We start from the raw sequence: 25,141 nt of genomic DNA on the forward strand, positions 1-25,141 counted from the left end.
GGGATCCCTGAAGCCAATACCCACCCAAAACGGCGAAACTCGGTTGACACTCCCACAGCTTGGCCGGGGAGTTCCCACGCAGTCCGGTACCCAGTCTCCCGAGGTGTAGGCTTGCCGGCTGACTGCTGGAGGGGCTAAGCTAGAAAAACAGCGCGGGGTAGAGCAGCCTGGTAGCTCGTCGGGCTCATAACCCGAAGGTCACTGGTTCAAATCCAGTCCCCGCTATACGTAATCTCTTGCTTGATAGGCTCAAGCGCAGTGGGCCTGGTAAGCACTCTGTGCCACCACCTCTAGGCTCTCTTCCAGAGGTCAGGGATCAGCCTGATATTTGATTTGATTTTGATAATGACCACGAAAGGCGGCGGTTAAACAACGGCGGCCCTTCTCAGAGGGATCCCACCCTCCTCGACCCAATGGCCAGGCCCGCCGGCTCTAGAGCTTGGTGCCGCACTCGGCGCAGAACTTGTGCAGGCTGGGGTTTTTGGCGCCGCAATTGGGGCAGTAGATGAGCTCGGCGGCCTGTTCCAGTTGCCGCTTTTCCGGCAGCCCAATCATCTGGTAGTTGGCTTTGCCGGCAGGCACCATCGGGTAGCAGTTCTCATCCCGCTTGACCACAAAATCGGCCAGCACCGGCCCCTCGTGGCGCAGCATCTCCTGGATGGCATCGTCCACTTGATCGGGGTGATCGACGCGCATGCCCTTGACGCCAAAGGCTTCGGCCAGCTTGACAAAATCCGGCATGCCCGGAGCCATATCCGAGTGGGAGTAGCGCTCGCCGTGGAAGGCCTGCTGCCACTGGCGCACCATGCCCTGCCAGCCATTGTTGATGATGGCCACCTTGGTGGCAATGCCGTACTGGGCCACCGTGCCCAGCTCCTGCATGTTCATCTGAAAGCTGGCATCGCCGCTGATGCAGATCACCTCGGCGTGGGGCAGGGCCACTTTGACCCCCATGGCCGCTGGGAAGCCGTAGCCCATGGTGCCCAGGCCAGAACTGGAGATCCACTGGCGCGGCCCGTTGCGCAAAAACTGCGCCGCCCACATCTGGTGCTGGCCGACATCGGTGGTGTAGTAGGCATGGGGAGCGTGGCGACGAAACGCATCGATCACCTGCTGCGGGGCGATCACACCCTCATAGCGGGGCACCTGCAGGGGGTAGTCCTGCTTCCAGCGCTCGATCCGCTCCAGCCAAGCCTGCGTCTGGCCAGGGGTGTGGGGCATTTTGCTCAGTTGCGCCAACAGCTCCACCAGGACGGTGCGCACATCTCCCACAATCGGCACGTCCGGAGCGCGGTTTTTGCCCACCTCTGCCGGGTCAATGTCGATGTGGATCACCTTGGCGTGCTTGGCAAATTCGTCCAGCTTGCCGGTTACGCGGTCGTCGAAGCGGGCCCCCACCGCAATCAGCAGGTCGCACTCGGTAACGGCAAAGTTGGCGTAGGCGGTGCCGTGCATGCCCAGCATCCCCACCGAGAGGGGATCGTTCTCATCGAAGGCCCCCTTGCCCATGAGGGTGGTGGTCACCGGGATCTGATAGGTGTGGGCCAGCTCGGCAATCTCCGCATGGGCACCGGAGATGATGGCCCCGCCGCCCACGTAGAGCAGGGGACGCTTGGCCTGCAAAATCAGCTTGGCCGCCGCGTGGATCTGGCGCGGGTTGCCCCGCACCGTGGGCCGGTAGCCGGGGATATTAACCTCAGTGACCGGCTGGTAGTCGAACTCTTCCAGGCCCACATCTTTGGGAATGTCGATCAGCACTGGCCCTGGCCGCCCGGTGCCGGCAATGTGAAAAGCCTCGGCCACAATCCGAGACATTTGGCGCGGATCCCGCACCACGTAGGAGTGCTTGACGATGGGCAGGGTGATGCCAAAGATGTCGGTCTCCTGAAAGCCGTCGGTACCGATCAAATGGCGGGGCACCTGGCCGGTGATCACCACCATGGGCACAGAGTCCATCATGGCGTTGGCGATGCCCGTCACCAGGTTGGTCGCCCCTGGCCCCGAGGTGGCGAAGCACACCCCCACCTTGCCGGTGGCGCGGGCGTAGCCATCGGCAGCATGGGCCGCGGCCTGTTCGTGGCGAACTAGAAAATGTTTGAGCAGCCCCTGAGATTCGGCTTTGTAGAGCTCGTCGTAGACGGGGAGGATGGCTCCCCCCGGATAGCCAAAGATGTGCTGCACCCCGTGCCGGTGCAGGCTGTCCACCAACGCATATCCACCCGTTGCCACGATGTCTTCTCCCCACTGAGATGACCGGATGTCAAGCGCCCACTCTCAGGAGAGCCGGCGTAGGCAAAGCGGCCAGAAGTTGGCCAACTTTGGTATTTGTATTCAACTCCACAGTCTAGCAGCGGTTTGCTCTCAAATCGCTCAGATTTTCACGGTCGGCTAAAGTAACACTGGGGATCCCCATCGTCGTCTTGTTTGCTGCTGCCCATGACTTCCAAACCAACTCCTTCTCCCAGCGATCCAGAGCTGGCAAGGTCGGAAAGAGACGAGCTGCTGCCGGGTGGTAGGCGGGCCGCTGGCACTTCTTCTGCTGAGGTAGAGACTGTTGCTCCTGCTTTGTCCGGCGTCGGGTCAGAGGGATCGCGGCGGTGGCTGCTATGGGGGGCGCTGGGGATCTTTCTGGTGGGCCTGGGGTTGCGCCTGTGGCGGCTGGACGAGTTTCCGGCTCCGGTGTTCGACGAGGTGTATTTCCCCAAGTTTGCTCAAAATTATCTCGACGGCGAGCCTTTCTATGATGTGCATCCCCCCCTCGGGAAATACTTCATTGCCCTCAGCATTCAGGTGTTTGGCCGCAATGAGTGGGGGTTCCGCTTCGCCACCGCTTTTTGTGGATCCCTGATCCCCTTGTTGCTGACGGGCTTGGCCTACCGCCTCACTTACCACGTGGGCTTTGCCCTGTTGAGCGGGAGCCTGCTGCTCACGGATGGAGTGTTTCTGGTGGAATCCCGCTTTGGCCTGATCAACGTGTATCTGGTGGCCTTTGGGCTGGCGGCCACCATTCTGCTGCTGAGCGGTCTGGAGCGCCAAGGTTGGCAACGGGCCGTCCACTTTGCCGGCTCTGGGATCCTGTTGGGAGCGGCAGCTGCGGTGAAGTGGAATGGCCTCTGGTTTGCCTTCATGTTTGCCCTGCTGGGGATCCTCGTCTGGGGGGTGATCTGGCTGCGCCCGCAGTGGATCCCACGATTGGGCATTTTGATCCAAATCCGCCATCTGCGCTGGTGGCACTATGCGTTCTGCTTCGTCCTCGCCCCGCTGGCCTTTTATGCCATCCAGTGGATCCCCCATCTGCAGCTCAACCCGCAGCAGGGGCTAACCCTGGATTGGAGCTGGACGGGCATCCAGAATTATTTCCGATCCCTGGTGCTCATCAACCAATCCGTTTACGGCGGGCACCTGCATGCCGATCTCGTGGTGGATGAAAACACCCCTGTTCACCCCTACTGCTCCACCAGCTTGCGATCCCTGGTGGCTTGGTTCCCCGTCTTGCGTCCTTGGCTGACCACGCCCTTGGCTTCGGCGGGGGCCTGGTCCTGGCCGATCCTGGGCCGTCCCGTGGCCTACTACTTCAGCAGTCAGGGCGACCTGTGGCGAGCGGTTCATGGCCTGGGCAATCCCTGGCTGTGGTGGCTGGGGACGGGATCCATCTTGGTGCTCGTCTGGCGGGGGATCCGTCGCTTCCACGGCCTGGAAGCCTTCATTTTGATCGGCTACGCGGCCAATTACCTGCCCTGGTTTCGAGTTAGCCGCTGTGTTTTTATTTACCACTACATGAGCGCTCTGGCCTTTAGCACTCTGGCCCTGGCCTGGCTGGTGCTGCTGGGCTGGCAGAGTTATCGCCGCTTCTGGCGCGGGACGAGTATCACGGCAGTAGCCTTGGTTTTGGCATCTTTTCTCTTTTTTTCCCCGCTTTGGTTTGGCCTTCCCCTCAGTCCCGGCGGATTTTACGCCCGCATGTGGTTTCGCCCCACGCCGACCCCGCTCTTTTGCTTTAGCCCCCAGGCCTGTGAGCGAGCACCCCTACGCCTGTCGCCCATCCCTGGCTTGAACTGGATTTGAGAAAGGCATGGTAAGCTTTGTGAAGTTCGTTTCGTGAAATGCTGCCCGCTGTTACCAAAAAATAGGGTATGGTTCGCGAAACCCTTGTGGTGGAGGTATGTGGAAACGTCATGGACCGATCCTGCCCGAGTCCTGCCAACTCTCCCCGCCGTCCACCGGCCTATACAGGGCAAGCTGTCCCGGTTGGGGTAATCGGGGTCGGCAACATGGGCCAGCACCACACTCGCGTGTTCAGCTTGATGAAGGATGTGCGGGTCGTGGGGGTAGCCGATATCAATGTGGAACGGGGATTGGATGTGGCCAGCCGCCACCGCGTTCATTTCTATGAGGACTACCGCGATCTGCTGCCCCACGTAGCTGCCGTGGCCATCGCCGTACCAACGGTTCTCCACCACGAGGTGGGCATGGCCTGCCTAGAGGCCGGCGTCCATGTGCTGATCGAAAAGCCCATCGCCGCCAGCATCAGCGAAGCAGAATCGCTGGTGAACCGAGCTGCCGATTGCAACTGTATTTTGCAGGTGGGGCACATCGAGCGCTTCAGTCCCGTTTTCCAGAAGCTGGGCCAAGTCTTGCAAAGCGAGGAGCCGCTGGCTTTTGAGGCCCACCGCCTCAGCCCCTATTCCGACCGCGCCAGCGACGTGTCGGTGGTGTTTGACCTGATGATCCACGACATCGACCTGTTGTTGGAGCTGATCCCGTCTCCTGTGACCCAAATTACCGCCAGCGGCAACCGCGCCTCTAAGTTGGGCTACCTCGACTACGTCACCGCCACCCTCACTTTTGCCAACGGCGTCATTGCTACCCTCACCGCCAGCAAGGTCACCCACCGCAAGGTGCGCAGAATTGCTGTCCACTGCAAAAATGCCTTGGTAGAAGCGGATTTTTTGCACAACGAGATCTCCATCTATCGCCAGGGATCCGCCAGCAGCAGCAGCGACTACGGACAGATGCCCTACCAGCGGGATTGCTTGATTGAGAAAGTCCACACCGACAATATCGACAAGCTCCATGCCGAGCTGGAGCACTTCATTAACTGTGTGCGCGGGGGCAATCAGCCCTCTGTGGGTGGGGAGCAGGCTCTGAAGGCTTTAAAGCTGGCCTCGGAGGTAGAGCGGATTGCTCTGGACGGATGTGCCTGGAGCGAAGCCAAGCCCCGCCGCAGCCTTTTATCTTAGTCCATCCCACCAACAAAGTCATTTCAAGTAGCAATAAAACAGTTCGTTACGTCGTTATTGCTGGGCAACGCTGTCGAGAACGCGCTGCTCCAACTTCCCTCTCCCTTTGGGAGAGGGGGCGGGGGTGGCTGCCGCAGAGCACTTAGGCGGCCTCGCAGTCGATCCCCTCAGAGCGCTTGCCATCCTCAGGCATGAGGGCCAAACCTGAAGATGTGAAACGTGGCAGCTCGGTCCATGCGCGTTCTCCGTTTCAAATTTCTTCTAAGATGCGAAATTGCACATGGTTAATGGCTAGCTCTCCAATCGAGGCTTGATCGGTGTTGATCGTCTCAAACGGGATCCCTTTGGCGATCTCGGCATGGGTCCAGGGCAGGCCCATAAAGTAGCGCTGCGGATAGGGGCGCTCCCCCCGATCGTCGGGGTTTGACTCCATCGGCACCCAACCCCAACCGGGCAGGTAAAACTCGATCCACACGTGGTTGTATTGGGGAAACAGCGGGATCCCTTTCAGTTCGGGGTGGGGAGGACACTTGTAGCGCCCCACCGTGCGGCAGGGGATCCCATTGAGGCGGGCCAAGGCCAGCAGCACCCCCACATATTCGCCGCAGGAACCGGAGCCACGCCGCAAAACCTCATCCGGCGGGTCGATGCGGGAGGTGACCCGGTAGGAAAGCTTGTCGTAGACATAGGCGCGAATGTTAAGCATTTTGCGCAGCAGGTTGGTCTCGCTGCCGACGGCCCGCCGCGCCGCCTCCCGGACAATCGCAGTGTCCATAGCCAGGTAATCATCGTCCACCAAGTAGCGATCCCGCAGATCCGGGGGCACGGCGGCCTCTTCTACATCCAGCGGATCGATGCAGTACTTGATGCTGTAGAGATCCAGCACCGCCCGCCAGCCAAAGAGGCGCACCTCATCGGCCCCCAGGGATCCCAGCGAAAACACCGCCACCTGTTGGCCGGCTTGCTCCTCCAGCTCAAACGGCAGGCCTACCCAGTGGAGGCTGCGCACCCGTTGGCGAGGGCTGTTGCAGGGCAAGGCAATCCGCCAGACCAAATCGGGCAGGGCGCGCGGCTCTTCTTGGGCAATTTCTTCCATATAGGTCAGCTCCACCCGGTAGCCGTGGGAAAGGGTGTAGGTGGCGCGCTCCCCCAGGCGCTGGGGCTGAAAAACCACCGAACAAGCAATGGCGGGATCCGTGGACTTGCTGCTGCTGACCCAAGGGGGGTCTGGGGGGGGATCCAAGGGCCGCAGGCGCAGGGGGGCCACCCAGGTTTTGTTGCGCAAGGCCACCGACAAGGGATCCGGAGCGTTGGGGTTGTCGTGGATATAGGCTTCTTCGTGGGCGTAGGCCACCCAGAGTTGTCCCCGCCAATGGGCCAAGCCGGTCGGCCCAGGAGAAGGGGTGAGGATGCGGGCCAATTCCCGCCCGGTCTGGCGCTCCAGCACGTAGATCGTCTCTTCCACCCGATCGCTCACCCAAAGGTAGTCTCCCTGTACCGCAATCTGTTCTCGGCCAATCCCAGGGGCGGGCATCTCCTGCACAATGAGCCCACGACCGGGATCCAGGTGCAGGAGCTTTTCCCGTTTGTAGCAGGTGGCATAGAGGTGGCGGCTGCCTGTGTGGGGATCGATCCAAAGGGCGATCCCTTCGATGGGGCAGGGGCACCCGCACACTTGAAAGGCTTCCAGGGATCCCGGTTGCTGCAGTGCGGCCATGGGAATGCGCAAGATTTGCCCCTCCTGCTCCCGGCCACGACTCTGTCCCGCTGGCGCGGCCAGCCAGATCCAAGCTTGCTCCCCCTCTGACTCTATCCACAAACCATAAGCACCTTGGAAAGAATGGACGTGATGGGGGTTGAGCAGCAGGGTGTTGTGCTCCTGGATTTCTACTAAATAGCCCCTCACCCGATCCAGGCCCAACAGGCGCTCTCCCCAGGTGGCCAAGCCTTCCAGAGCGACCAACCCCAGGGGTTGTAGAGGAGCTGCAGTTGCCTGTGGCCGCCCAGAGAGGGGCCACCAAGCGGGCTGGGATACCGTGGAATCCGGATTTTTCTGAGCATCCAGATCGCTTGCCGAGTGGATGGCAACCATGGAGGCTTCCTTGCCTGCGAAGAGGCCAGCCTGCTCACGCAATCTACATTGGCAACAGGCCCAGGCCAGTACGACTGCCAACATTGTAGGATGTGCTCCCTTTTGGCTCCACCCCAAGGGATCCCTGGCCGTTTGTGTTGTCTGCCAGTCCTGCCGGGGACAGAGAATGCTACGATGACAAGCATTTTGTTATCAGCAAGGTCGGGAACCAGAAACCATGGAAAACAATCTGGCCTTGGCAGTTGGCGGCCTGGTGGCCGGGATCCTGGCCGGTTTTTTGGGCATTGGCGGCGGCACGATCCTGGTGCCCTTGCAGGTGAGCTTGGGGATCCCACCGGTTCAGGCTGTGGCCACCAGCAATCTTTCCATTGTGATGACCTCGATGGCGGGCAGCGTCCAAAACTGGCGCATGGGCTTGCTGGATCTGAAGCGGGTCATCTGGCTGGGGATCCCGGCGTTGCTCACGGCGCAGGTGGGAGCGAGCATCGCCAGCCGCATGCCCAGCCATCTGCTGTTGGCCGCCTTCGGGGTGTTGCTGCTGGCCAACACTTACCTGGTGGAGCTGCGCAAAACGGTGGCCACCCAAGCCTTGGAGACAGAGTTCTCGCCTGCTGCTCAAGTGCGGATGTCTCCCTGGTTGGCCCGCCTCCTGACCGGTGGCGCTGCCGGCTTGTTGGCCGGACTGTTCGGCATTGGCGGTGGGGTGATCATGGTGCCCATGCAGATCCTGCTGCTGCAAGAGACGATCAAGGTGGCGATTCAAACCAGTTTGGGGGCGATCGTGATCACAGCCGTTGCTGCCACCGCCAGCCATGCGGGTCTCAGCGATTGGATCTGGAATGGGCTGGGGTTTGGGGACGGCACCATCCACCGGAATGTGCGTTGGATCCCAGGCTTGATCCTGGGGACAGGCGGGTTAATCGGTGTGCAGATCAGCACCCGCACCCTGCCCAAGTTGCCCGATGAAACGGTCAGCCTGCTGTTTCGGGGCTTTCTGGCTATTCTTTCTCTCTACATTTTTTGGCAAGCCTGGCAAAGCTACCGAGTTCTGTGAAGCGATCCTGGTCTGCCCCAGCAGTCAGGACAGGAGTCCTGGTTCCAAATTATCCGGCGTCGCTCCCAACCTTCGGGCCTGCAATTTAGGGGGCGAGGTGGTTTTGAATGCCAGTTTAAGCCCAGCTGGGGCATACTAAGCCCAGAGTGGGCGCACAGACCTGCGTGTCTTCGCCGTTGACCCTTGTAGCCTAGTGCAGTGAAATAGAGACATTGATGTAGCAACAGGGTGGGTGGCCCAGCAGCATGAACGACCTTCCTACTCCTTTTACTGCTCGTCGTGGTGGCGTCAGCAAGGCCCTGGCCATCGCCAACGCCAGCATCACCCCCTTTGGCCGCAAGCTAAAAGAGCTGGGCTTTGCCGACGACAAGCAAATCCAGGACATTCAAAATGCCCTCAAAGCCAATCGCGAAGGGGGCAGCAAGGCCCTAGCTCTGGTGGTCAAAGAGATTGCCGGCAGAGAGATCACCCCCGACCTGGAGCGGGCCTACAAGCGGCAGCAGCTCTTTGAGCTAAAAATCATCTACGGGATCCCCTCCCTCGACATCGATCTGGAGCCGGTGGAGATCTCGGAGATGATCGGGCTCATCGACTCGCTCTTGCCCCTTGATATTTGCAACCGCTACAAGTTCTTGCCCGTCCGCCGCCAAGACAACCAGGTGCTGGTGGCGATGGTCAAGCCGGATAATCTACAGGCGCTGGACGACATTCAGCGGCGCTTCCGCATCCAGGGGCTGAAGCTGCAGCGGCGGGTCTTCACCCAGCGGGATTTCGAGGCCCTGATCAACCGCTACATGGACGCGCAGGCGGAGCTGTTGGCCATCAAGGGCATCAACGACGCGGCTGCCGCCCAAGAGGAAGAAGAGGTGGTGGTCAACACCGCCGAGATCGACCTGGACAGCATCGAGGATGTGGCTGGGGATGAGGTCGGCGAGGGATCCCTGGAGCAGCAGCTCAAGTCGGCAGACGATGCCCCGATCATCAAATTGGCCAACCAAATCCTGATTAAGGCACTGCAGGACGGTGCGTCTGACATCCACATCGAGCCGCAAGAAGAATACCTGCGCATCCGCTTCCGCAAGGATGGGGTGCTGCGGCAGGCTTTTGAAAACTTTCCCAAAAAGATCGTCCCCGCCCTCACTGCCCGCTTCAAGATCATCTCCAACCTGAACATTGCCGAGCGGCGGATGCCCCAGGATGGACGGATTCGCCGGGTCTTCAAGGGGCGTAAGGTGGACTTCCGCGTCAGCACCCTGCCCTCCCGCTATGGGGAGAAGATCGTGCTGCGGATTCTGGACAACTCCGCCACCCAACTGGGTTTGGATAAGCTGATCACCGACCCGGAGACTTTGGCCAGCTTTAAGGAGGTTGTCAGGAGACCCTTTGGCTTGATCTTGGTAACCGGGCCCACCGGATCCGGGAAAACCACCACCCTTTACTCAGCTCTGGCGGAAGTGAACGATCCCGGCATCAACATCAGCACCGCCGAGGATCCCATCGAGTACTCCCTGCCGGGGATCACCCAGGTACAGGTGATCCGCGAAAAGGGCATGGACTTTGCCATGATCCTGCGCGCCTTCTTGCGGCAAGACCCGGATGTGATCCTGGTGGGGGAAACCCGCGACCACGAGACGGCCAAAACCGCCATCGAAGCCTCCCTTACCGGCCACCTGGTGCTGACCACCCTGCACACCAACGATGCTCCCGGTGCCATCGCCCGTCTGACGGAGATGGGGATCGAGCCGTTCATGATCTCCAGCTCGCTGTTGGGAGTGCTGGCCCAGCGCTTGATGCGCCGGGTGTGTACCGAGTGTCGGATCCCGTACCACCCCACGTCTGAGGAATTGGCCCGCTATGGCCTCAGCCTCAGCGGTGATGGGGAGCAGCTCACCTTCTACAAAGCCAACAAGCTCTCCCCCAAAGAGGTGGAACAGCGCAAGGCCACCGGCAAGCCCATCTGCGAGAAATGCGGGGGCGTGGGCTACAAAGGCCGGGTGGGGGTGTACGAGTTCATGCGCATGAACGACCGCCTGGCGGATTTGATCAACAAAGAAGCTCCCACGGAGGTGATCAAAGAAGCAGCGGTGGAAAGTGGCATGAAAACCCTGTTGGCCTACAGTCTGATGTTGGTGAAGCAGGGCCTCACCACGCTGGAGGAGGTGGATCGGGTAACCCTCACCGATAAAGGATTGGAAAGCGAGCTGAAAGCCCGCGCCAAGGCTCTCAGCACCTGCCGCAACTGCGGTGCCGCCCTGCATGTAGACTGGATGGACTGCCCCTATTGCCTGACGCCGAAGTTTTAGAAAACCGGGCTTGTCACTTGACGAGGCTGGGGTGCCGACTATAACAGTCCTAGACAGGGATCCTGTACCGTTGTTTCTTCAACATCGCTTTGGCCGACGGCTCTTTGGATAGATAGCTTTACTGACTTCTACTGACTTTGGAGAACCCAACCCTATGCCCCAACTGATGATCGAAGACTTGATGGAGGCAATCGTCCAGAAGGGCGGTTCCGACATTCATATTTCGGTGGGTTTGCCCCCCTACTTCCGCATCAATGGCGAACTCCAGCCAACAGAGCACGAGCCCCTCACGCCTGAAGAGGTGCAGCGGCTCATCTTCAGCATGTTGAACAACACCCAGCGCAAACACCTGGAGCAGAACTGGGAGTTGGACTGCTCCTACGGCGTGCGTGGGATCGGTCGCTTCCGCGTCAACGTCTATCGTGACCGCGGCACCTATGCCTGCGCGATGCGGGCGCTGGCCTCTGAGATCCCCAACATCGACAAGCTGGGCCTGCCGGATGTATGCAAAGAAGCCGCCCGCCTGCCACGGGGTCTGGTGCTGGTGACCGGCCCCACCGGATCCGGCAAATCCACTACGCTGGCCTCCATGATCGACATGATCAACCGCGAGCGGGCCGAGCATATCCTCACCATCGAGGATCCTATTGAATACATCTACACCCCCATTCGCAGTATTGTTCACCAGCGGCAGTTGGGGGAAGACACCAAGAGTTTTGCCAATGCCCTACGGGCGGCCATGCGGGAGGATCCGGATGTGATCCTGATCGGGGAGATGCGGGATCTGGAAACCATCCAGTTGGCCATTACCGCCGCCGAGACGGGCCACCTCTGCTTTGCCACGGTGCACACCAGCTCTGCTGCCCAGACGGTGGATCGCCTGGTGGACGTGTTCCCGCCGGAGCAACAGCAACAAATCCGCGTGCAGCTCTCCAACTCCCTCAAAGCCGTCTTCTCCCAGACTCTGGCCCGCCGCCTCAACCCCAAGCCAGGAGAACCGGGGCGGGTGCTGGTGCAGGAGATCATGGTGGTGACGCCGGCCATCGCCAACTTGATTCGGGAGGGCAAGACCGCCCAGATCTACTCGGCCATCCAGACAGGGGGTAAGCAGGGCATGAAGACCCTGGAGCAGGATCTGGCCAACCTCTACCTGCAGGGCAAGATCGACTTCGATACGGCCATGTCCAAGACCTCTCGCCCTGAGGAGTTGCAGCGACTTTTGGGCAACGTCTCCGGGCCATCGCCAGCCGCGGCAGCTCAACACCAGCGGCCCGCAGCGGCTGCCGCCCGTCGCTAAACGCTGGCTCCAGGGATCCCTGGCTGGAAGTTCCTCGCCAACCTCTGGCCGCCGGCCCCATTTGTAGCTAAGCTCTAGCTGAAGAGAGCGTCGGTTTGTCTAAGGTTGCGAGACTGAGCCAAGGGATCCCATTCCGGCGTGTCGAACTAACGATCCAAGCAGGGGTAAGCCATGCCGCGCTACAAGGTTCGGGGGCTAAAGGCCGGTCAGCCGGTGCGCCTGACAGTGGTGGCCAACAATTTGACCGAGGCCCGCGCACGGCTGCGCCGGGAGGGCGTTTTTGCCAAACAGGAAGACATCCAGGAAGAAAAGCCCTTCTTCTCCCTGGATACCTCTTTTGATTTCTCGATGATGGGATCCATCGACATTCGCGACAAGGCGGTGTTCTCGCGGCAATTTGCTGCCCTGATCAACGCCGGCGTGTCGATGGTGCGCTCCCTAACCATTATGGAGGAGCAGACCGGCAACCCCAAGCTCAAGAAATACCTGCGGGCGATTCGAGCGGAAGTGGAGGCGGGGAAGAACCTGTCCGATTCCATCCGCCCTTATCCGGATGCCTTTGACGGCCTCTACTGCAGCATGGTGCAGGCGGGGGAGGTGGGCGGTGTACTCGACGAGGTGCTCAACCGGCTGGCCAAGCTGCTGGAGGACATGGATCGCCTGCAGAAGCAGATTAAATCGGCCATGACCTACCCGGTGGTGGTGACCATTTTGGCCGTCTTAATCTTTTTGGGCATGGTGCTGTTCATCTTGCCCACTTTTGAGAGCATCTACAACGACTTGGGGGGGGAGCTGCCCGCCTTTACCCAGTTTTTTATCAACATCAGCAAGTTCCTGCGCACCCCCCAGTACAGCTTGGGCCTGGTGGGCTTTTTGGTGGCGGTCTTTTTTGCTTTCCAGCGCTTTTACCGCACCCCCGCCGGCAAGGAGACCATTGATGCTCTGGCCCTCAAGCTCCCCATTTTCGGGGATCTGATCCAGAAATCGGCGGTGGCCCGTTTTTGCCGCACCTTTGGGGCCCTCACCCGCTCCGGGGTGCCGGTGCTGACTTCTTTGGAGATCGTGCGCGACACTTCCGGCAACCAGGTGGTGGCCAACGCCATCGACGCTGCCCGCCAATCCATCTCAGAGGGGGGGCAGATCGCGCCGGCCCTGGATAAGGCCAAGGTCTTCCCGATCATGGCCATCCAGATGATCAGCGTGGGCGAAGAGACGGGGGAGCTGGATGCCATGTTGATGAAGACGGCGGACTTCTACGAGCTGGAGGTGGAGGAGGCGGTGCGCGCCCTCACCAGCTTGATCGAGCCGCTGATGATCGTGATCTTGGGCGGGATGGTGGGCTGCATCATCGTGGCCATGTACCTGCCCATGTTCAACGTGTTTGAGCTGGTGAAGTAGCGACTGAATCCCCAGGGCAACCAGAACCCATCGGGAGGAGGAAGGGATCCATGCTGCGGCGGTGGTTGGTGGCCCTGGTGGTGTTTTTGGGAGTGGGGCTGTCGGTCTTGCTTTCGGAACAGCCGACGGGATCCCTGCTGGGGCGGGTGGAGCTGCCGGCAGGGATGGCGCCGGGGAACGTCCAGGTGATTGCCGCCGGCCCGGTGAGCCGCAGCATCAGCCCGTCTGCGGAGGGCGAGTACCGCCTGGATCGATTGCCCGTTGGGGAATACCGGGTGACGGTGCGGGGATCCGGCCTAGAGACGGTCTCCAGCGAGAGACCCGTGCAGGTGCGGGAAGGGGCGATAGCTTCTGCTCCTCTCCTACGCCCGCAGCTTCTGCCCCCCAGCCTCTACCTCTACAGCCTCAGCTCGGTGTTCACGACCGCAGAGCCGGCACGGCTGCAGTGGCGGGCCAGTGGCCTGGGAGCGGTGCAGTTTGCCCTCTACCGCTTTTCCCTGGCTGATTTGGAAGGATCCCCTTTCTTGCGGGATCTGGCCGATGCTGGCTATGGATCCCTGGCTCCGGATTTGTATTCCATCCTGCGAGGAGAGCTGGTGCGCCGTTGGCAGCAGCCGCTGGGGGGAGAAGAGCTGACCCGCACCCTGGAGCTGGGGATCCTGCCGCCGGGGGCCTACTGGCTGGAGGCGGAAGGCCAACAGCCGCGGCAGGCGGCGGCACCGCTGCCTTGGTCGGGGGAGTGGCTTTTGGTGAGTGACCTGGGCCTCATCCAGAAACAGGATGCCAGCCAGTTGGTGGTGCAGGCGGTGCATTTGCGGGAATTGCGTCCTCTGCCGGGGATCCAGATCCAAGTTTTCGGGGAGTGGAGGGATCCCCTCATTGCCACCACCGACGAGGAGGGGCTGGCCCGGTTTAGCTTGCCGACAGGGGAGAGATCCTCGCTGGTGGTCTATGGCCACAGCGCCGACAACACGTTGCAGGCTTTGTCCCGCAGCTATGCCTATGGCTGGAACCAGCCCCACCGCATCTACGCCTACACGGATCGTCCCCTCTACCGCCCCGGCCAGACGGTCTATTTTCGCGCCCTGGTGCGGGAGCACGACCGCCTCACCTCGGCAGGCCAGCCGGTGCAAGTAACCCTCACCGCCCCCGACGGCGATGTGCTGGGCGAGCAAACCCTGGCCACCAACGCTTTCGGCAGCGTCCACGGGCAGTTTCAATTGCCGGAGGAAACCCCCCTGGGCAGCTACGGCCTGGAGTGGCGGGTGGCCGGGCCGCAGGGATCCAGCCGCGAGTACACCGCCTTCGAGGTGGGAGCCTACCGCAAACCGGAGTTTGAGGTGAGGGTGGTGCCCGACCGGCCTTGGCTGGTGCGGGGGGGATCCCTGAAGGTACAGGTGGAGGCCGAGTATCTTTTCGGGGCGCCGGTGGCCGCTGCCCAGCTTCGCTACTGGGTTTACAGCAGCCCCGACTGGAGCCTGCGCTACGGGCTGTTGCCCCATTCGGGGGCAGAAGACTATTTTGCCGGCGACCTGGGAGAGGAGCAGGGCTACTACGGCGGCTACGGGGGGCTGGTGGCGGAAGGAGCAGGGGTGACGGATGCCCAGGGGCGGGCGGAGTTTCGCCTGGAGCGCCTGTTGCAGGATCTGGACTGGGAGGAAGACAGCTACTGGGGCCCGCAGGAGGTGCAGCAGTTGCGCATCGAGGTGGAGGTGAGTGATATCAGCCGCCGCAGCGTGACCGGAACGGCACGGGCCTGGGTGACGGCCGGCCAATTTGCCCTCTTTGCCGAGGCCGATCGCCACCTGCCCGCTCCAGGGGATGTCATCACCTACCGGCTGCAAGCCCGCGACTACGACGGCCAACCGGTCAGCACCGCCGGGGAGCTGAGCCTGGAGCGCTGGCGCTGGGATCCCCAGAGCAGCGCCTACCGACGGCAAGCCACTCTGCTGCGGCAATCTTTTCAGGTTGTCAACGGCGAGGGCAGCCTGGTTCTGCGCCTGCCCGCCGACCTGGAGCCGGGAGACTACCGGGTGCGGCTGACGGCCCAGGATCCTCGTCGCTACCGCGTGCAGGAGGTAGACCATCTCTGGGTGGTGGAGCCGGGCAACCCCCTGCCCAGTTGGGGATCCCTGCCCAGCCTGGAGGTGGTGGCGGATCGCCAGATCTACGAAGTGGGGGAAGAGGCCCAGCTCCTGATCGTCTCGCCGCTGCCGGATCTGCCGGTGCTGGTGGGTCTGGAGGGATCCCGGCTGCACCAGGTACAGGTGCTGCGCCTGCAGGGGCATACGGCCACCCTGCGCCTGCCCATCCGGGAGGAGTATCGCCCCAACCTCTACGTCACCGCCACCGTCCTCGGCCCAGAGCGGCGGCTGTACCAGAACGAGGCTCTGCTGCGGGTCTCGCCGTTGGATCGCTTTTTGCAGGTGGAGCTGCAGACGGATAAACCCACTTATCAACCAGGGGAGACGGCCCAAATTCAAATCCGCACCCGCAACGCCCAAGGGCAGCCGGTCAGCGCCGAGGTGGGGTTGGGGATCGTGGACAACGCCCTCTACCTGCTGCGGCCCGACTTCACCCCCGATATCCGCCGCTTCTTCTACGGGCGCCAGGACAACCAAGTTACCACCACCACCTCTTTCCCTCAGCAATACCCCGGTGGTGCCGACAAGCTGGCCGGCCAGGTGCGGGAAGACTTTCGCGATACCGCCGCCTGGTTCCCGGATTTGGTGACCGATGCCGATGGCTTAGCCCAGGTCCAGGTGCGCTGGCCGGACAACCTGACTACCTGGCGCTTGACCGCCCGCGCCGCCACCGCCGACACCCAGGTGGGCTCCGCCCTAGCCACCGTCGCTGTCAGCAAAGACCTCTTGGTGCGCCTGGCCACCCCCCGCTTTTTCCGGGTGGGGGATCGGCTCACCTTGGCGGCCATCGTGCAAAACCGCACCGGTCAAGCCCAAGCAGTGGAAGTGGGGCTGGAAGTGCCCGGAAACCTAGAAGTGCAGGGCTCCCAACGGCAACGCCTGACCGTGCCCGCCCAAGGGGCGGAGCGGGTGGAATGGCCGCTGCAGGTGCTGGGGGCCGGCGATACCCCTGTGCGGGTTTGGGCGCAAGGGGAGGGGCTGCAGGATGCGCTGCAACTGCGGATCCCCAGCCAGCCCTTGGGGGCAGTACACCGCTTCTTCCAAACGGGGCGGCTGCAGGCGAACAGCCTTGAGCTGCCTTTGGATTGGCCGGCCACTTGGGTGCCGGGATCCCGACACCTGCATCTGGAACTGGCCGCCAGCCCGGCAGCGGAGCTTTTGGGGCCGTTGGACTATCTCGTCCAGTTCCCCTACGGCTGCACCGAGCAGACCTTGAGCCGCTTTTTGCCCGCCTTGGCGGTGGCCCAGGCCAGCAAGCAGTTGGGCTTGAACCTGCGCTCGCCCACCCTGGAGCGGCTGCCGCGGGTGGTTCGAGCCGGCCTGCAGCGGCTGGAGGACTCCCAGAACTACGACGGCAGCTGGGGCTGGTGGGCCTACGACACCAGCAACCCCTACCTGACCGCCTACATCCTGCAGGGCTATCATCTCGCCCAGGCCGCTGGCTATGCCCTCAAGGAGTGGCGGGTGCAGCGGGCTTTGGAGTACCTGGCTGGGCAGCAGTTCCAACCCCTCTCCCCCGATCTGCGGGCCTTTGTGGCCTACAGCCTGGCCCTCTGGGATCCGGCGCTGGTGACTGCCGAGCTGCCGCCGCCGCCGCAGCTTTCCACCTTTGGCCTGGCCTACCGCGGGCTGGCCGCCCTGCAACAGGGCCAGCGGGATCCCGCCCAAGCGGCTCTGGATGAGGTTCTAGAGCGGCGGCAAAGGGATCCCCAGGGGCGCTGGTTTCTTCCTGCCGCCTCCGCCCCGCCAACCGGCGAGCGCTCCACCTACGACGACCTGGAGGTGGCCGGGCCCCTCTTGCAACTGGCCGTGCGCCTGCAGGATGGCCGCGCTGGCGAGATCGCCACCGCCCTTCTCCAGCAGCGGCAGGACAACCGCTGGCGCACCACCAAAGCCACCGCCGACGCCCTCCTGGGCCTGGTGGCCTACTACCAAGCCCAGCAACAGCAACAGCCTGGCCCCGGCCAGGTGCGGGTGTTGGAGGAGGTGAGCGGAGCTGAACTGGCGCGTTGGCAGGCCGGCGGTGCGGATCCCCGCCAAGTGCTGGACTGGGACGACGCCGAAGTGAGCACCCTGCGCCGCCTGCGTTTGGAAAAATCCGGCCCCGGCCCCCTCTACTACAGCTTGAGGGGAGAAGCTTTTGTTCCCAACCCTCTGCCCTCTCAAAGCCAAGGCTTTGCCGTCGGCCGCAGCTACTTCCGCCTACAGCCCCAACCCCAAGCCAATGGAGAGATCCGCTACCGAGAACAGCTCCTGCGCCCCGGCGAGGCGGTGCGCGCCGGCGAGGTGCTCCTGGCCCGGCTGACGGTGGAAGCTGAGCGCGATAGCCACTATGTGGTGATCGAGGATCCCTTGCCCAGCGGCGCCGAGATCACCTCCCAGGATCCGCGGCTGCTCACCGGCTCGGCCCCCGACTACTGGTGGGACTGGTTTTGGACCCATCAAGAAAACCGCGACGACCGCGTGGCCTTCTTCAGCACCGAGCTCAGGCAGGGCCGCCACGAGTTCGTCTACCTCTTCCGTCCAGAGATCCCCGGCCAGTTCCAGGTGGCCCCTGCCCTGGCGGAAGAAATGTACGATCCCAGCCGCTATGGCCGCAGCGCCAGCCACTCCCTCAGCGTTCTTCCCTAAAGATGCCTGTTACAGCCACCTGACCGAAAACAGCGTCAGTGTTGCGCGAGGGCTGAGGCGATGAGGCATTGAGCACGGCTGGGGCGGCCCCAAAGCACCTGCTCCTGTTTGTAGACAACCATGCCGGGCGGGGATCCCTTCGGTTTGAACACCCATTTCGGGCGGGTATACACCACCGGCACCTGTTCGCTGAGGCGACCGCGGCTGAAATGAGCCGCCAAATCGGCAGCCGCCTGCAGATCCTCGCTTTCGGCCACGGCGCCGGGGGGCAAGCGCAGCAGCACATGGCTGCCGGGGATCTCCTGGGCGTGAAACCACCAATCGTGTTCCTGGGCCACGCGAAAGGTCAGTTGGTCATTTTGCAGGTTGTTGCGCCCCACCCAGATGGGGAAGCCACTGGGGCTGGTAAAGCGATGGGGGTTGAAGGGTTGTGGTGGGGAATGCTTTGATCCCATCCGTGAGGATTCTGTCCCGCTGTGGCGAGCAGGACTCTCCAAGTAGCGCTGTTGGATCAGCTCGGTCTCAATTTCCTTGAGGGCGGCCAAGTCTTGGGGATCCCGATAGGTTTCCAGATGCTGCAGAGACGCTTCCACCTGCTCCAGGTATCTGATCTCCTGCTCTACCGCCTCTTGCAAAGGCCGCACAGCTTCCTGAGCCCGTTTTTGTTTGCGGTGCTTGCGGTAGTAGGCTTGGGCATTGAGAATGGCATTTTTCTCCGGGTCGAGCGCGATCTTGATCGTCTGGCCGCTGGCAAAATCTGGCAGCTCGATGTGGTGCAGCCCTGGCCGCCAGAGGTGGAGGTGGGCCATCAACAAGTCGGCAGCTCGTTTCGAGGCTTCCGCTTGGGTGGATTCGGCCAGCATCGTCTCAAATTGCTCTCGCCGCTGATAGAGCTTTTTCAGCAGGGTGGACACCTTTTGCAGCAGGCGGTGGCGCTCTCGCTCAAACTGTTCGCGGTTGAGCTGAGCTTGGTAGTAGTCTTCCAGAAGTTGGTGCAAGGACTCCGTCGGAGGGCTGACGGGACGGCTTGCCCAACCGAGGACGGTGTATCCCTGGGGAGTGGGCGCCGGCTCAAACCGGCCTGTTTCCAGACGGGTGAGCCAGTCCTGCCACCTGGCAAACAGCGCCTGCCAATCATGGACAGACAGGTGATCGCTGGGGGTCTGCGGCGGGATCCCAGCCTGATGACACATCGCTTCCACCAAATGCCGACTGAGACCGCGATAACCGTGCAACAGCCGTTGGCCGATGGGGCCGGGGATCAAGGCGATGCGTTCTTGCCAAGAGGAGAAAGGCTCGGATCGCTGTGGGATCGGCGCAGTCAGGGCTGGAGGGGACTCGTAGGGAAGGCCCGGCTGCACCGGACGCACCCGCGATTGCCGCTCGCTCACCCCATGGCCGCTGGCCAAAATCAGGCCTGCCTCGTCCACCAAAATGGCGTTGCTGTGCTTGCCCATCACCTCTAGGTAGAGATGGCGCTGCGGGGGATCCCCGGGCCGAGGGGCAAAGCGACAGTCGATCACCCGTTCCCACTCGTCTGTGAGAGCCAGCTCCGTCAGCGCCAAACCCCTCAGTTGCCGTTGGAGAAACTGGCTAAATTGAAAGCCGTCCGGCTCTTTGGCAGGAGGCTGACAGAGGTGGAGACGCGCCGCTTGGGGATGCCAGCACAACAGCAGGCAGGGGCGGGCAGTGAGCGTGCGCAAACCGATGACCACCGTCCACAGATCGGTCTGTTGGACCCATTCCACGCGGGCGGGCAACCAAGAATCCCGCCCTACCGCTGCCCCCGTCAGATCCGCCAGCACCGCACGCAGGGTGGTCAGATCAACCGGCTGCATCCCTGTTGCTCCTGGTCGCTACCCAACCCTTGAGGGTTCACTCACGGCCTAATCTTCGTCCTCCTCTTCTTCGTCATCCTCGCCTTCCCATTCCTCGTCCAGATCCAGCAGCAGAGCATAGAGCTGATCGAAAAGCTCTGGAGGCTCATCCGGGGTGAGCAGATAGGGATCCCCTTCCTCGGGCAAAGCAGCATAGATCAAAACGGGATCCAGGGGAGCAAAGATGCCGTATTTCTTCTCTTGGTAGAAAAACGTAGCCAGCAGTTGAAACTCCTGGGCATCTTCTTCGCTCTCGCCCAGCTCGAACACATCTTCCTCTTCGACGGGGGGCAGCTCTCCCTGAACCGTAAGGATGTCAAAGCCATTCTGCTGCAAGGTCAGGTTCAACTCCCCCAAGACCGCCTGGATGGTGGGGATGGCAGCCTGTAGCTCTTCCGGATCCGGCTCGTCCAGGATCCCTTCCATGTCGGCGTCTCCGTTCACCGCCTGGTTGGGTTCCCCTTCCCAAACCAGCACTTTGATCACGGCATCGACAGGAGTGACCAGGGCATAGGTCTGCCCATCGATGACCACCTGCCGCAGAATCTCGCACTTGAGAGGCTGGTTCTGCTCGTCGCGGAGCATCAAGGTTTCATGCGATTCAGTCATTGAAAACAGCCCAGGTTAGGAAAGATGGGGGTGTACAGAAGCCCATTCTCCCATGTTCTGCCCCCTCGCAAAGTTCAGGGATCCCCTGCCAACTCGCCATCAGCACTTTGTGCTTCGGCTGCTCGTTCTGCCTGGGTTAGGGCTTCCAGGGCCAACAAAATCTCTTCTTCTCGGCGGGCGTAGGTGTCTTCGTCAATTTCTCCCAAATCTAGCTGGATTTGCAAGGCTGTAAGCTCTTTTTGCAGGTTTTCTTTGTTATCCAGTTGTGCTTCGGCGCGTTCTTGAATTTGCTCCGCTAGCCAAAGCAAGCTTTGGGCCGGCCACGTCAACAACTGCCAAACCATCTCACATCTCCCAAAGCTAATAAACAACCCCTGCGATCCTATCAACTCGGCTCCTCAGATGCCGTCGCCCCAGCTTAGCGCAGAGAGGAGACTAATTGTCCCGGCAGTGCTGCTCGATCCAATCCATCAACTCCCTATCGGAATGGGTGCACAGCCGCTCCCCTGTAATCAGGTCTTGGACAGACCACCAGACCCTGCCGCTACCATCTACCCATTGACGCACGCGCAGCTCATCGCAAGCCGTCAAAACCGCTTTTAGGCTCTGCCAAAGGCGGCGCCATCCTCCAAACAGCGCTGGAGAGGAAGGATCCCTGCTGCCGTACTCGGCTGCCAGTTGCCGCTCCTCTTGCTCTAACAATTCCACCAAGCGGGTGTTGTTGGCCGCTCTGGCTGCTGCCAAACGATGGGCCAGGGAAGCTGCCATGTTGTGGCGATGGCGGGCAAGGAGACTCACCCCACCCCTTTCAGCGGCTGCATTCATGAGGCTGCTCTCCAGCATCAGGAGCTCTACACGATCAATCCTACCGAAAAATCTGTAGTTAAAGATACGGAAAATACCCAAACCATCGATAACGTGTTTTGGAAAGTGGGATTACGGTCATTCCGATCTAGACCCACCTCGGTGAAGCTGAACATTAGTCGGGCCTGCTAGGGATGGATGGTTCCGTCGGGGAGGATGGCCCCGCTCAAGTCAGCAAATCGATCCCAGCCGGGACTTAGTTTTGCGCCCGTTAGGTTTGCTCCCTTGAGAGAAACGTTCAGCAAGTCTGCCTCCTGCAGGTCTGCCCCGCTCAGGTCGGCTCCTTCCAGGTTTGCCCCCCTCAGGTCTGCTGCCCTTAAGTCGGCCCCGCTGAGGTTTTTCACATCAGCCTGGCCGTTAACAATCTCCCAGACCAGCCGCCACTTGGGATCCATCTGCGTTTCGGCAGAGACTAGGGATCCCTCTAGGCTGACCCGGCTCAAGTCGGCCCCGCTCAAGTTGGCTCCGCTGAGATCAGCCTGGCTCAGGTCAGCCCCGCTCAAGTTGGCTCCGTTGAGGTTGGCTGCTCTCAAGTTAGCCTGCTTCAAATTGGCCCGGCTCAGGTTGGCTCCGCTGAGGTTGGCCCCACTGAGGTCTAATCCTCTCAGATAGGTCTGGGCCAAGCTGGCCTCGCTTAGATCGACCCCTCGCAGATATGTTCCGTTTAGGTTAGCTCCGCTCAGGTTGGATCCTCTCAGACATGCCTGACGTATCCGGCTCAGGTTAACCCCCCTCAAGTTGGCTTGCCTGAGGTTGACCCCCGCCAGGTTAGCTTCACTCAGATCGGCTTCGGTTAAGTTGGCGTTGTCCAGGTTCGCTCCCCTTAAGTAGGCTCGGCTTAGGTTTGCGGAGCGCAAATCGGCCCCCTCTAAGTCGGCCTCGCCTAGGTATGCTGCACTCAGGTTTGCGCGGCTTAGCTTGGCCCTGCTCAGGCGTGCTGCTTTCAAGTTTGCCCGGCTTAGGTTGGCCCCCTCTAGGTATACCTCGCTCAGGTTAGCCCAGCTCAGATCAGCCCGGCTCAGGTCAGCCTGGTACAGACAGGCTGCTCCCCCCCTCTCTCCTTTCCCTAGGTCGGCTCCCCTCAAGTCTGCCCCACTTAAGTCAGGCCTATCTAGACTGGCTCCCCTCAGGTCAGCCCAGCGGAAGTCTCGCTCTCCGGCTCTGTATCTGGCTTGGATATCTTCGACTTTACGGAGAGGAAGCGGATGCGCTTTTGCTACCTGCACAAGCTCCGGATCCGCTGACTCCAGCAGTGTTTTCCAGGCTGCAAATTGAACTTTCCAAGCCAAACCTTTTTGCATGACGGTTTGGATAACAAGTTGAGCCCCTTTTTCGCCATATTGGAGCGCTTCCTCAATCGCTCGGATTCGCACTTCCAGATCGGGACTGGCTAGGTCTTGCTCAATAGCCACCAAGCCTCCCATGACCGGATCGGAGCCGGCCAATTGCTGCCCACCCAGAACAGGATCAAAGGTTTCCGCCATCCCTACACCTCAAGTTAACCTTCCAACTACCTGCTGCTGCATAAGCCATAGGCCCGGTCAGTTTTGGCAATTACTTCAGCTCGGTAAGCTTCCAGCCCCCAAATCGACCACCAAAATCAGGGATCCCGTAGCCCAAAGCAGCCGCTGTCTGTTGGATCCCTGGGGAGCTAATGGTTTTGGTAGGGCTGCTACATCCCGCCAGAAGACCAGGACTGAGAACTTAGGAGGGGGAGGAGGGGAAAAACGAAGAGGGGCTGTCGACTTCGATGGGGCCCAGCCCTCTTTTTTGCACCAGCGTTCGCAGCTCCTGCACAAGCTGTTGGTCTTGGGAGGCTGTGCGCGCCCCGGACTCGGCAGCCCATGCCTTTAAGTCCTGAATCTGGTCGCGGGCGATGGCGGCCAGAGGAACGGTTTGGCGAATGGCGCTGAGGACGTCCTCCTGGGTAAACTCGCGGGGTGGATCCTGGTTGAAGGCCATGTGCATGGCATCGTAGATGGTCTGTTCAATTTCTGCCCCGCTGAAATCTTCGCTGGCCATGGCCAGCTCAGGGTAGGAGAAATCCCGCAAGCGGTTGGGCCGCAGCCGCTGGATGTGGACTTGGAAGATTTCCTCCCGCTCCCGTTGGTTGGGCAAATTGACAAAGAAAATCTCATCAAACCGGCCTTTGCGCAGCAACTCAGCCGGCAAGATGCGGACATTATTGGCGGTGGCAACAATAAAAACGGGTTTGGTTTTTTCCTGCATCCAGGTAATTAGGCTGCCGAAGACCCGCTTGCTGGTGCCCGAATCTCCTGAAAACTCGCTGTTGACGCCGCCAAAGGCCTTATCCAACTCATCAATCCACAAAACACAGGGGGCCATAGCTTCGGCAATTTGGATCATCTGGCGCACGCGGCTTTCACTTTCGCCGACGATCCCGCCGAAGAGTCGCCCCACATCCAGCCGGAGCAAGGGCATGCGCCACTCGCGGGCTATGGTTTTGGCACAGAGGGACTTGCCGGTACCCTGGATCCCGGCCAGCAAAATGCCCTTGGGGCTGGGCAAGCCATAGTCGCGGGCCTGGGCACTAAAGCTGTTGCGGCGCTGGCGAATCCAGGCTTTGAGGTTTTCCAGGCCGCCGACATTTTGCAGGGTCTCGGAGGGGTTGTAAAACTCCAGGATTTCCGTCTGGCGGATGTATTGCTTTTTCTCTTCCAGAACCAGGTCAATATCGCCCTCGCTGACCTTGCCTTTAGCGGCTAGGGCGCGGGCCAGGATCCGCTCAATGCGCTGCCGGGTCAGCCCTTGACAGGCTCGAACCAGTTGTTCCCGCGCTGGGCCGCTTAGCTCCAGTTGACGGGCAGGGATCGCGCGGGTAACGATCCGCTCAATTTCGTCGATGCTGGGCAGGGGAAAATCATAGACTACAATTTCCTCGCGCAGCTCGGCAGGGACAACGGCTTCTTGGCCCAGGAGGATGATGGACTTGCGGCTGTGGCGGCCCTCTCTGGCCAAGGTTTTTAGGTAGCGGATAACGGGATAGTTATCTGAGCGTTCTGGATTTCTCAGGGTGGGGTTTAGATCCTTGAGAACACAAATAACCGCCTCGTCCTCTTTGATAGCGCCGATGCGGCCCAGAGCAGGCATCAATTGACCTTTGTTTTGGCCGTTATCTGACCAGCCAGAGACGATATCCCAGATTAGGAGTTTGCGCTTGGGTTTGAGAGAATCGGCCAGAACTTGTAGCAGCTCCTCTGCTGGGGCTTCTTCGGGAGTAACCAGGTAGATCAAAGGGTAGCGAGCGCGAACCACCAAGTCCAGCAGCGTGAGAATGTCTTGGTGATTGCTGGCAAAGGCGAGATCTAAGGAACTCATGGATCTAGCTGCTAGCTGTAGGTAGTCTAGCAAAGGGATCCGCCTAGGGATGGACAGTTCCGTCGGGGAGGATGGCCCCGCTCAAGTCGACAAATCGATTCCAGCCGGGACTTAGTTTTGCGCCCTTTAGGTTTGCTCCTCTCAGATCCGTGCCGTCCAGGTTTGCTTCCCTTAGCTCGGCCCCACTCAGGTTGGCTTGCCACAGGTCGGCCCCACTCAGGTTGGCTTGCCACAGCTTGGCCTCGCTCAGGTCAGCCCTGCTCAGGTCAGCCCTGCTCAGGTTGGCCCTGCTC

16 protein-coding genes and 1 tRNA gene are annotated in these 25,141 nt (G+C 61.1%); 8 read left to right on the forward strand and 9 right to left on the reverse strand.

Annotation, left to right across the window (positions count from 1 at the left end):
• Nucleotides 1-151: 151 nt before the first annotated feature.
• A tRNA-Met gene (locus tag NW844_RS05300) sits at nt 152-225 on the forward strand.
• Nucleotides 226-432: 207 nt separating this feature from the next.
• Here the strand turns inward: NW844_RS05300 and ilvB are convergent.
• Nucleotides 433-2,259, reverse strand: a complete 1,827-nt coding sequence (gene ilvB / locus NW844_RS05305) for a biosynthetic-type acetolactate synthase large subunit (protein ID WP_414334131.1) — start codon at nt 2,257-2,259, stop codon at nt 433-435.
• Between the two features lie 177 nt (nt 2,260-2,436).
• Between ilvB and NW844_RS05310 the strand changes: the two genes are divergently transcribed.
• Together NW844_RS05310 and NW844_RS05315 are read left to right on the forward strand one after the other, a co-directional pair.
• Nucleotides 2,437-4,065 carry a phospholipid carrier-dependent glycosyltransferase gene (locus NW844_RS05310; RefSeq protein WP_414334107.1) on the forward strand — a complete coding sequence of 543 codons (1,629 nt, stop codon included), beginning with the start codon at nt 2,437-2,439 and terminating at the stop codon, nt 4,063-4,065.
• A 110-nt stretch (nt 4,066-4,175) separates the two neighbouring features.
• On the forward strand, nt 4,176-5,240 hold the full coding sequence (locus tag NW844_RS05315; protein WP_414334108.1) for a Gfo/Idh/MocA family oxidoreductase: 1,065 nt from the start codon (nt 4,176-4,178) through the stop codon (nt 5,238-5,240).
• A 250-nt stretch (nt 5,241-5,490) separates the two neighbouring features.
• On the opposite strand, the gene NW844_RS05320 is transcribed toward NW844_RS05315, so the two are convergent.
• On the reverse strand, nt 5,491-7,332 hold the full coding sequence (locus NW844_RS05320) for a transglutaminase domain-containing protein (protein WP_414334110.1): 1,842 nt from the start codon (nt 7,330-7,332) through the stop codon (nt 5,491-5,493).
• 217 nt (nt 7,333-7,549) lie between these two features.
• On the opposite strand from NW844_RS05320, the gene NW844_RS05325 reads away from it, so the two are divergent.
• From NW844_RS05325 to NW844_RS05345, 5 genes are all read left to right on the forward strand, one after another.
• Entirely contained in the window at nt 7,550-8,386 is an 837-nt protein-coding gene (locus NW844_RS05325; RefSeq protein WP_414334112.1) for a sulfite exporter TauE/SafE family protein, read from the forward strand.
• Between the two features lie 245 nt (nt 8,387-8,631).
• Nucleotides 8,632-10,689, forward strand: coding sequence for a GspE/PulE family protein (locus tag NW844_RS05330; protein WP_414334114.1), 2,058 nt, complete (start codon nt 8,632-8,634; stop codon nt 10,687-10,689).
• 154 nt (nt 10,690-10,843) lie between these two features.
• Nucleotides 10,844-11,986, forward strand: coding sequence for a type IV pilus twitching motility protein PilT (locus NW844_RS05335; RefSeq protein ID WP_414334116.1), 1,143 nt, complete (start codon nt 10,844-10,846; stop codon nt 11,984-11,986).
• A gap of 171 nt (nt 11,987-12,157) precedes the next feature.
• On the forward strand, nt 12,158-13,384 hold the full coding sequence (locus NW844_RS05340; RefSeq protein ID WP_414334118.1) for a type II secretion system F family protein: 1,227 nt from the start codon (nt 12,158-12,160) through the stop codon (nt 13,382-13,384).
• 50 nt (nt 13,385-13,434) lie between these two features.
• Complete coding sequence (locus NW844_RS05345) at nt 13,435-18,159, forward strand: MG2 domain-containing protein (protein ID WP_414334120.1); 4,725 nt, start codon at nt 13,435-13,437, stop codon at nt 18,157-18,159.
• Nucleotides 18,160-18,194: 35 nt separating this feature from the next.
• Here NW844_RS05345 and NW844_RS05350 read toward each other — a convergent pair whose 3' ends face one another.
• The 7 genes from NW844_RS05350 to NW844_RS05380 all read right to left on the reverse strand — a co-directional run.
• Nucleotides 18,195-19,997, reverse strand: coding sequence for an NFACT family protein (locus NW844_RS05350; protein WP_414334121.1), 1,803 nt, complete (start codon nt 19,995-19,997; stop codon nt 18,195-18,197).
• A gap of 48 nt (nt 19,998-20,045) precedes the next feature.
• Entirely contained in the window at nt 20,046-20,645 is a 600-nt protein-coding gene (locus tag NW844_RS05355; protein WP_414334123.1) for a DUF3727 domain-containing protein, read from the reverse strand.
• Nucleotides 20,646-20,719: 74 nt separating this feature from the next.
• On the reverse strand, nt 20,720-20,989 hold the full coding sequence (locus NW844_RS05360) for a gas vesicle protein GvpG (RefSeq protein WP_414334125.1): 270 nt from the start codon (nt 20,987-20,989) through the stop codon (nt 20,720-20,722).
• A 91-nt stretch (nt 20,990-21,080) separates the two neighbouring features.
• Nucleotides 21,081-21,470, reverse strand: coding sequence for a hypothetical protein (locus tag NW844_RS05365; RefSeq protein WP_414334126.1), 390 nt, complete (start codon nt 21,468-21,470; stop codon nt 21,081-21,083).
• Nucleotides 21,471-21,637: 167 nt separating this feature from the next.
• Entirely contained in the window at nt 21,638-22,993 is a 1,356-nt protein-coding gene (locus tag NW844_RS05370; RefSeq protein ID WP_414334127.1) for a pentapeptide repeat-containing protein, read from the reverse strand.
• Nucleotides 22,994-23,213: 220 nt separating this feature from the next.
• Nucleotides 23,214-24,848 carry an AAA family ATPase gene (locus tag NW844_RS05375; RefSeq protein WP_414334128.1) on the reverse strand — a complete coding sequence of 545 codons (1,635 nt, stop codon included), beginning with the start codon at nt 24,846-24,848 and terminating at the stop codon, nt 23,214-23,216.
• Between the two features lie 43 nt (nt 24,849-24,891).
• The coding region (locus tag NW844_RS05380) for a pentapeptide repeat-containing protein (protein WP_414334130.1) at nt 24,892-25,141 on the reverse strand (250 nt) is incomplete at its 5' end.

The organism is Synechococcus sp. H55.2 (assembly GCF_047462495.1).
GTDB lineage: Bacteria > Cyanobacteriota > Cyanobacteriia > Thermostichales > Thermostichaceae > Thermostichus.

Bases quoted from the DNA above. Each gene is read 5' to 3' on its own strand.
- NW844_RS05335 (WP_414334116.1), top strand. From the start codon at position 10,844: ATGCCCCAACTGATGATCGAAGACTTGATGGAGGCAATCGTCCAGAAG.
- NW844_RS05315 (WP_414334108.1), top strand. From the start codon at position 4,176: ATGGACCGATCCTGCCCGAGTCCTGCCAACTCTCCCCGCCGTCCACCG.
- NW844_RS05365 (WP_414334126.1), bottom strand. From the start codon at position 21,470: ATGAATGCAGCCGCTGAAAGGGGTGGGGTGAGTCTCCTTGCCCGCCAT.
- NW844_RS05370 (WP_414334127.1), bottom strand. From the start codon at position 22,993: ATGGCGGAAACCTTTGATCCTGTTCTGGGTGGGCAGCAATTGGCCGGC.
- NW844_RS05350 (WP_414334121.1), bottom strand. From the start codon at position 19,997: ATGCAGCCGGTTGATCTGACCACCCTGCGTGCGGTGCTGGCGGATCTG.
- NW844_RS05325 (WP_414334112.1), top strand. From the start codon at position 7,550: ATGGAAAACAATCTGGCCTTGGCAGTTGGCGGCCTGGTGGCCGGGATC.
- NW844_RS05355 (WP_414334123.1), bottom strand. From the start codon at position 20,645: ATGACTGAATCGCATGAAACCTTGATGCTCCGCGACGAGCAGAACCAG.
- NW844_RS05310 (WP_414334107.1), top strand. From the start codon at position 2,437: ATGACTTCCAAACCAACTCCTTCTCCCAGCGATCCAGAGCTGGCAAGG.
- NW844_RS05375 (WP_414334128.1), bottom strand. From the start codon at position 24,848: ATGAGTTCCTTAGATCTCGCCTTTGCCAGCAATCACCAAGACATTCTC.
- NW844_RS05340 (WP_414334118.1), top strand. From the start codon at position 12,158: ATGCCGCGCTACAAGGTTCGGGGGCTAAAGGCCGGTCAGCCGGTGCGC.
- NW844_RS05360 (WP_414334125.1), bottom strand. From the start codon at position 20,989: ATGGTTTGGCAGTTGTTGACGTGGCCGGCCCAAAGCTTGCTTTGGCTA.
- NW844_RS05330 (WP_414334114.1), top strand. From the start codon at position 8,632: ATGAACGACCTTCCTACTCCTTTTACTGCTCGTCGTGGTGGCGTCAGC.
- NW844_RS05345 (WP_414334120.1), top strand. From the start codon at position 13,435: ATGCTGCGGCGGTGGTTGGTGGCCCTGGTGGTGTTTTTGGGAGTGGGG.
- NW844_RS05320 (WP_414334110.1), bottom strand. From the start codon at position 7,332: ATGGTTGCCATCCACTCGGCAAGCGATCTGGATGCTCAGAAAAATCCG.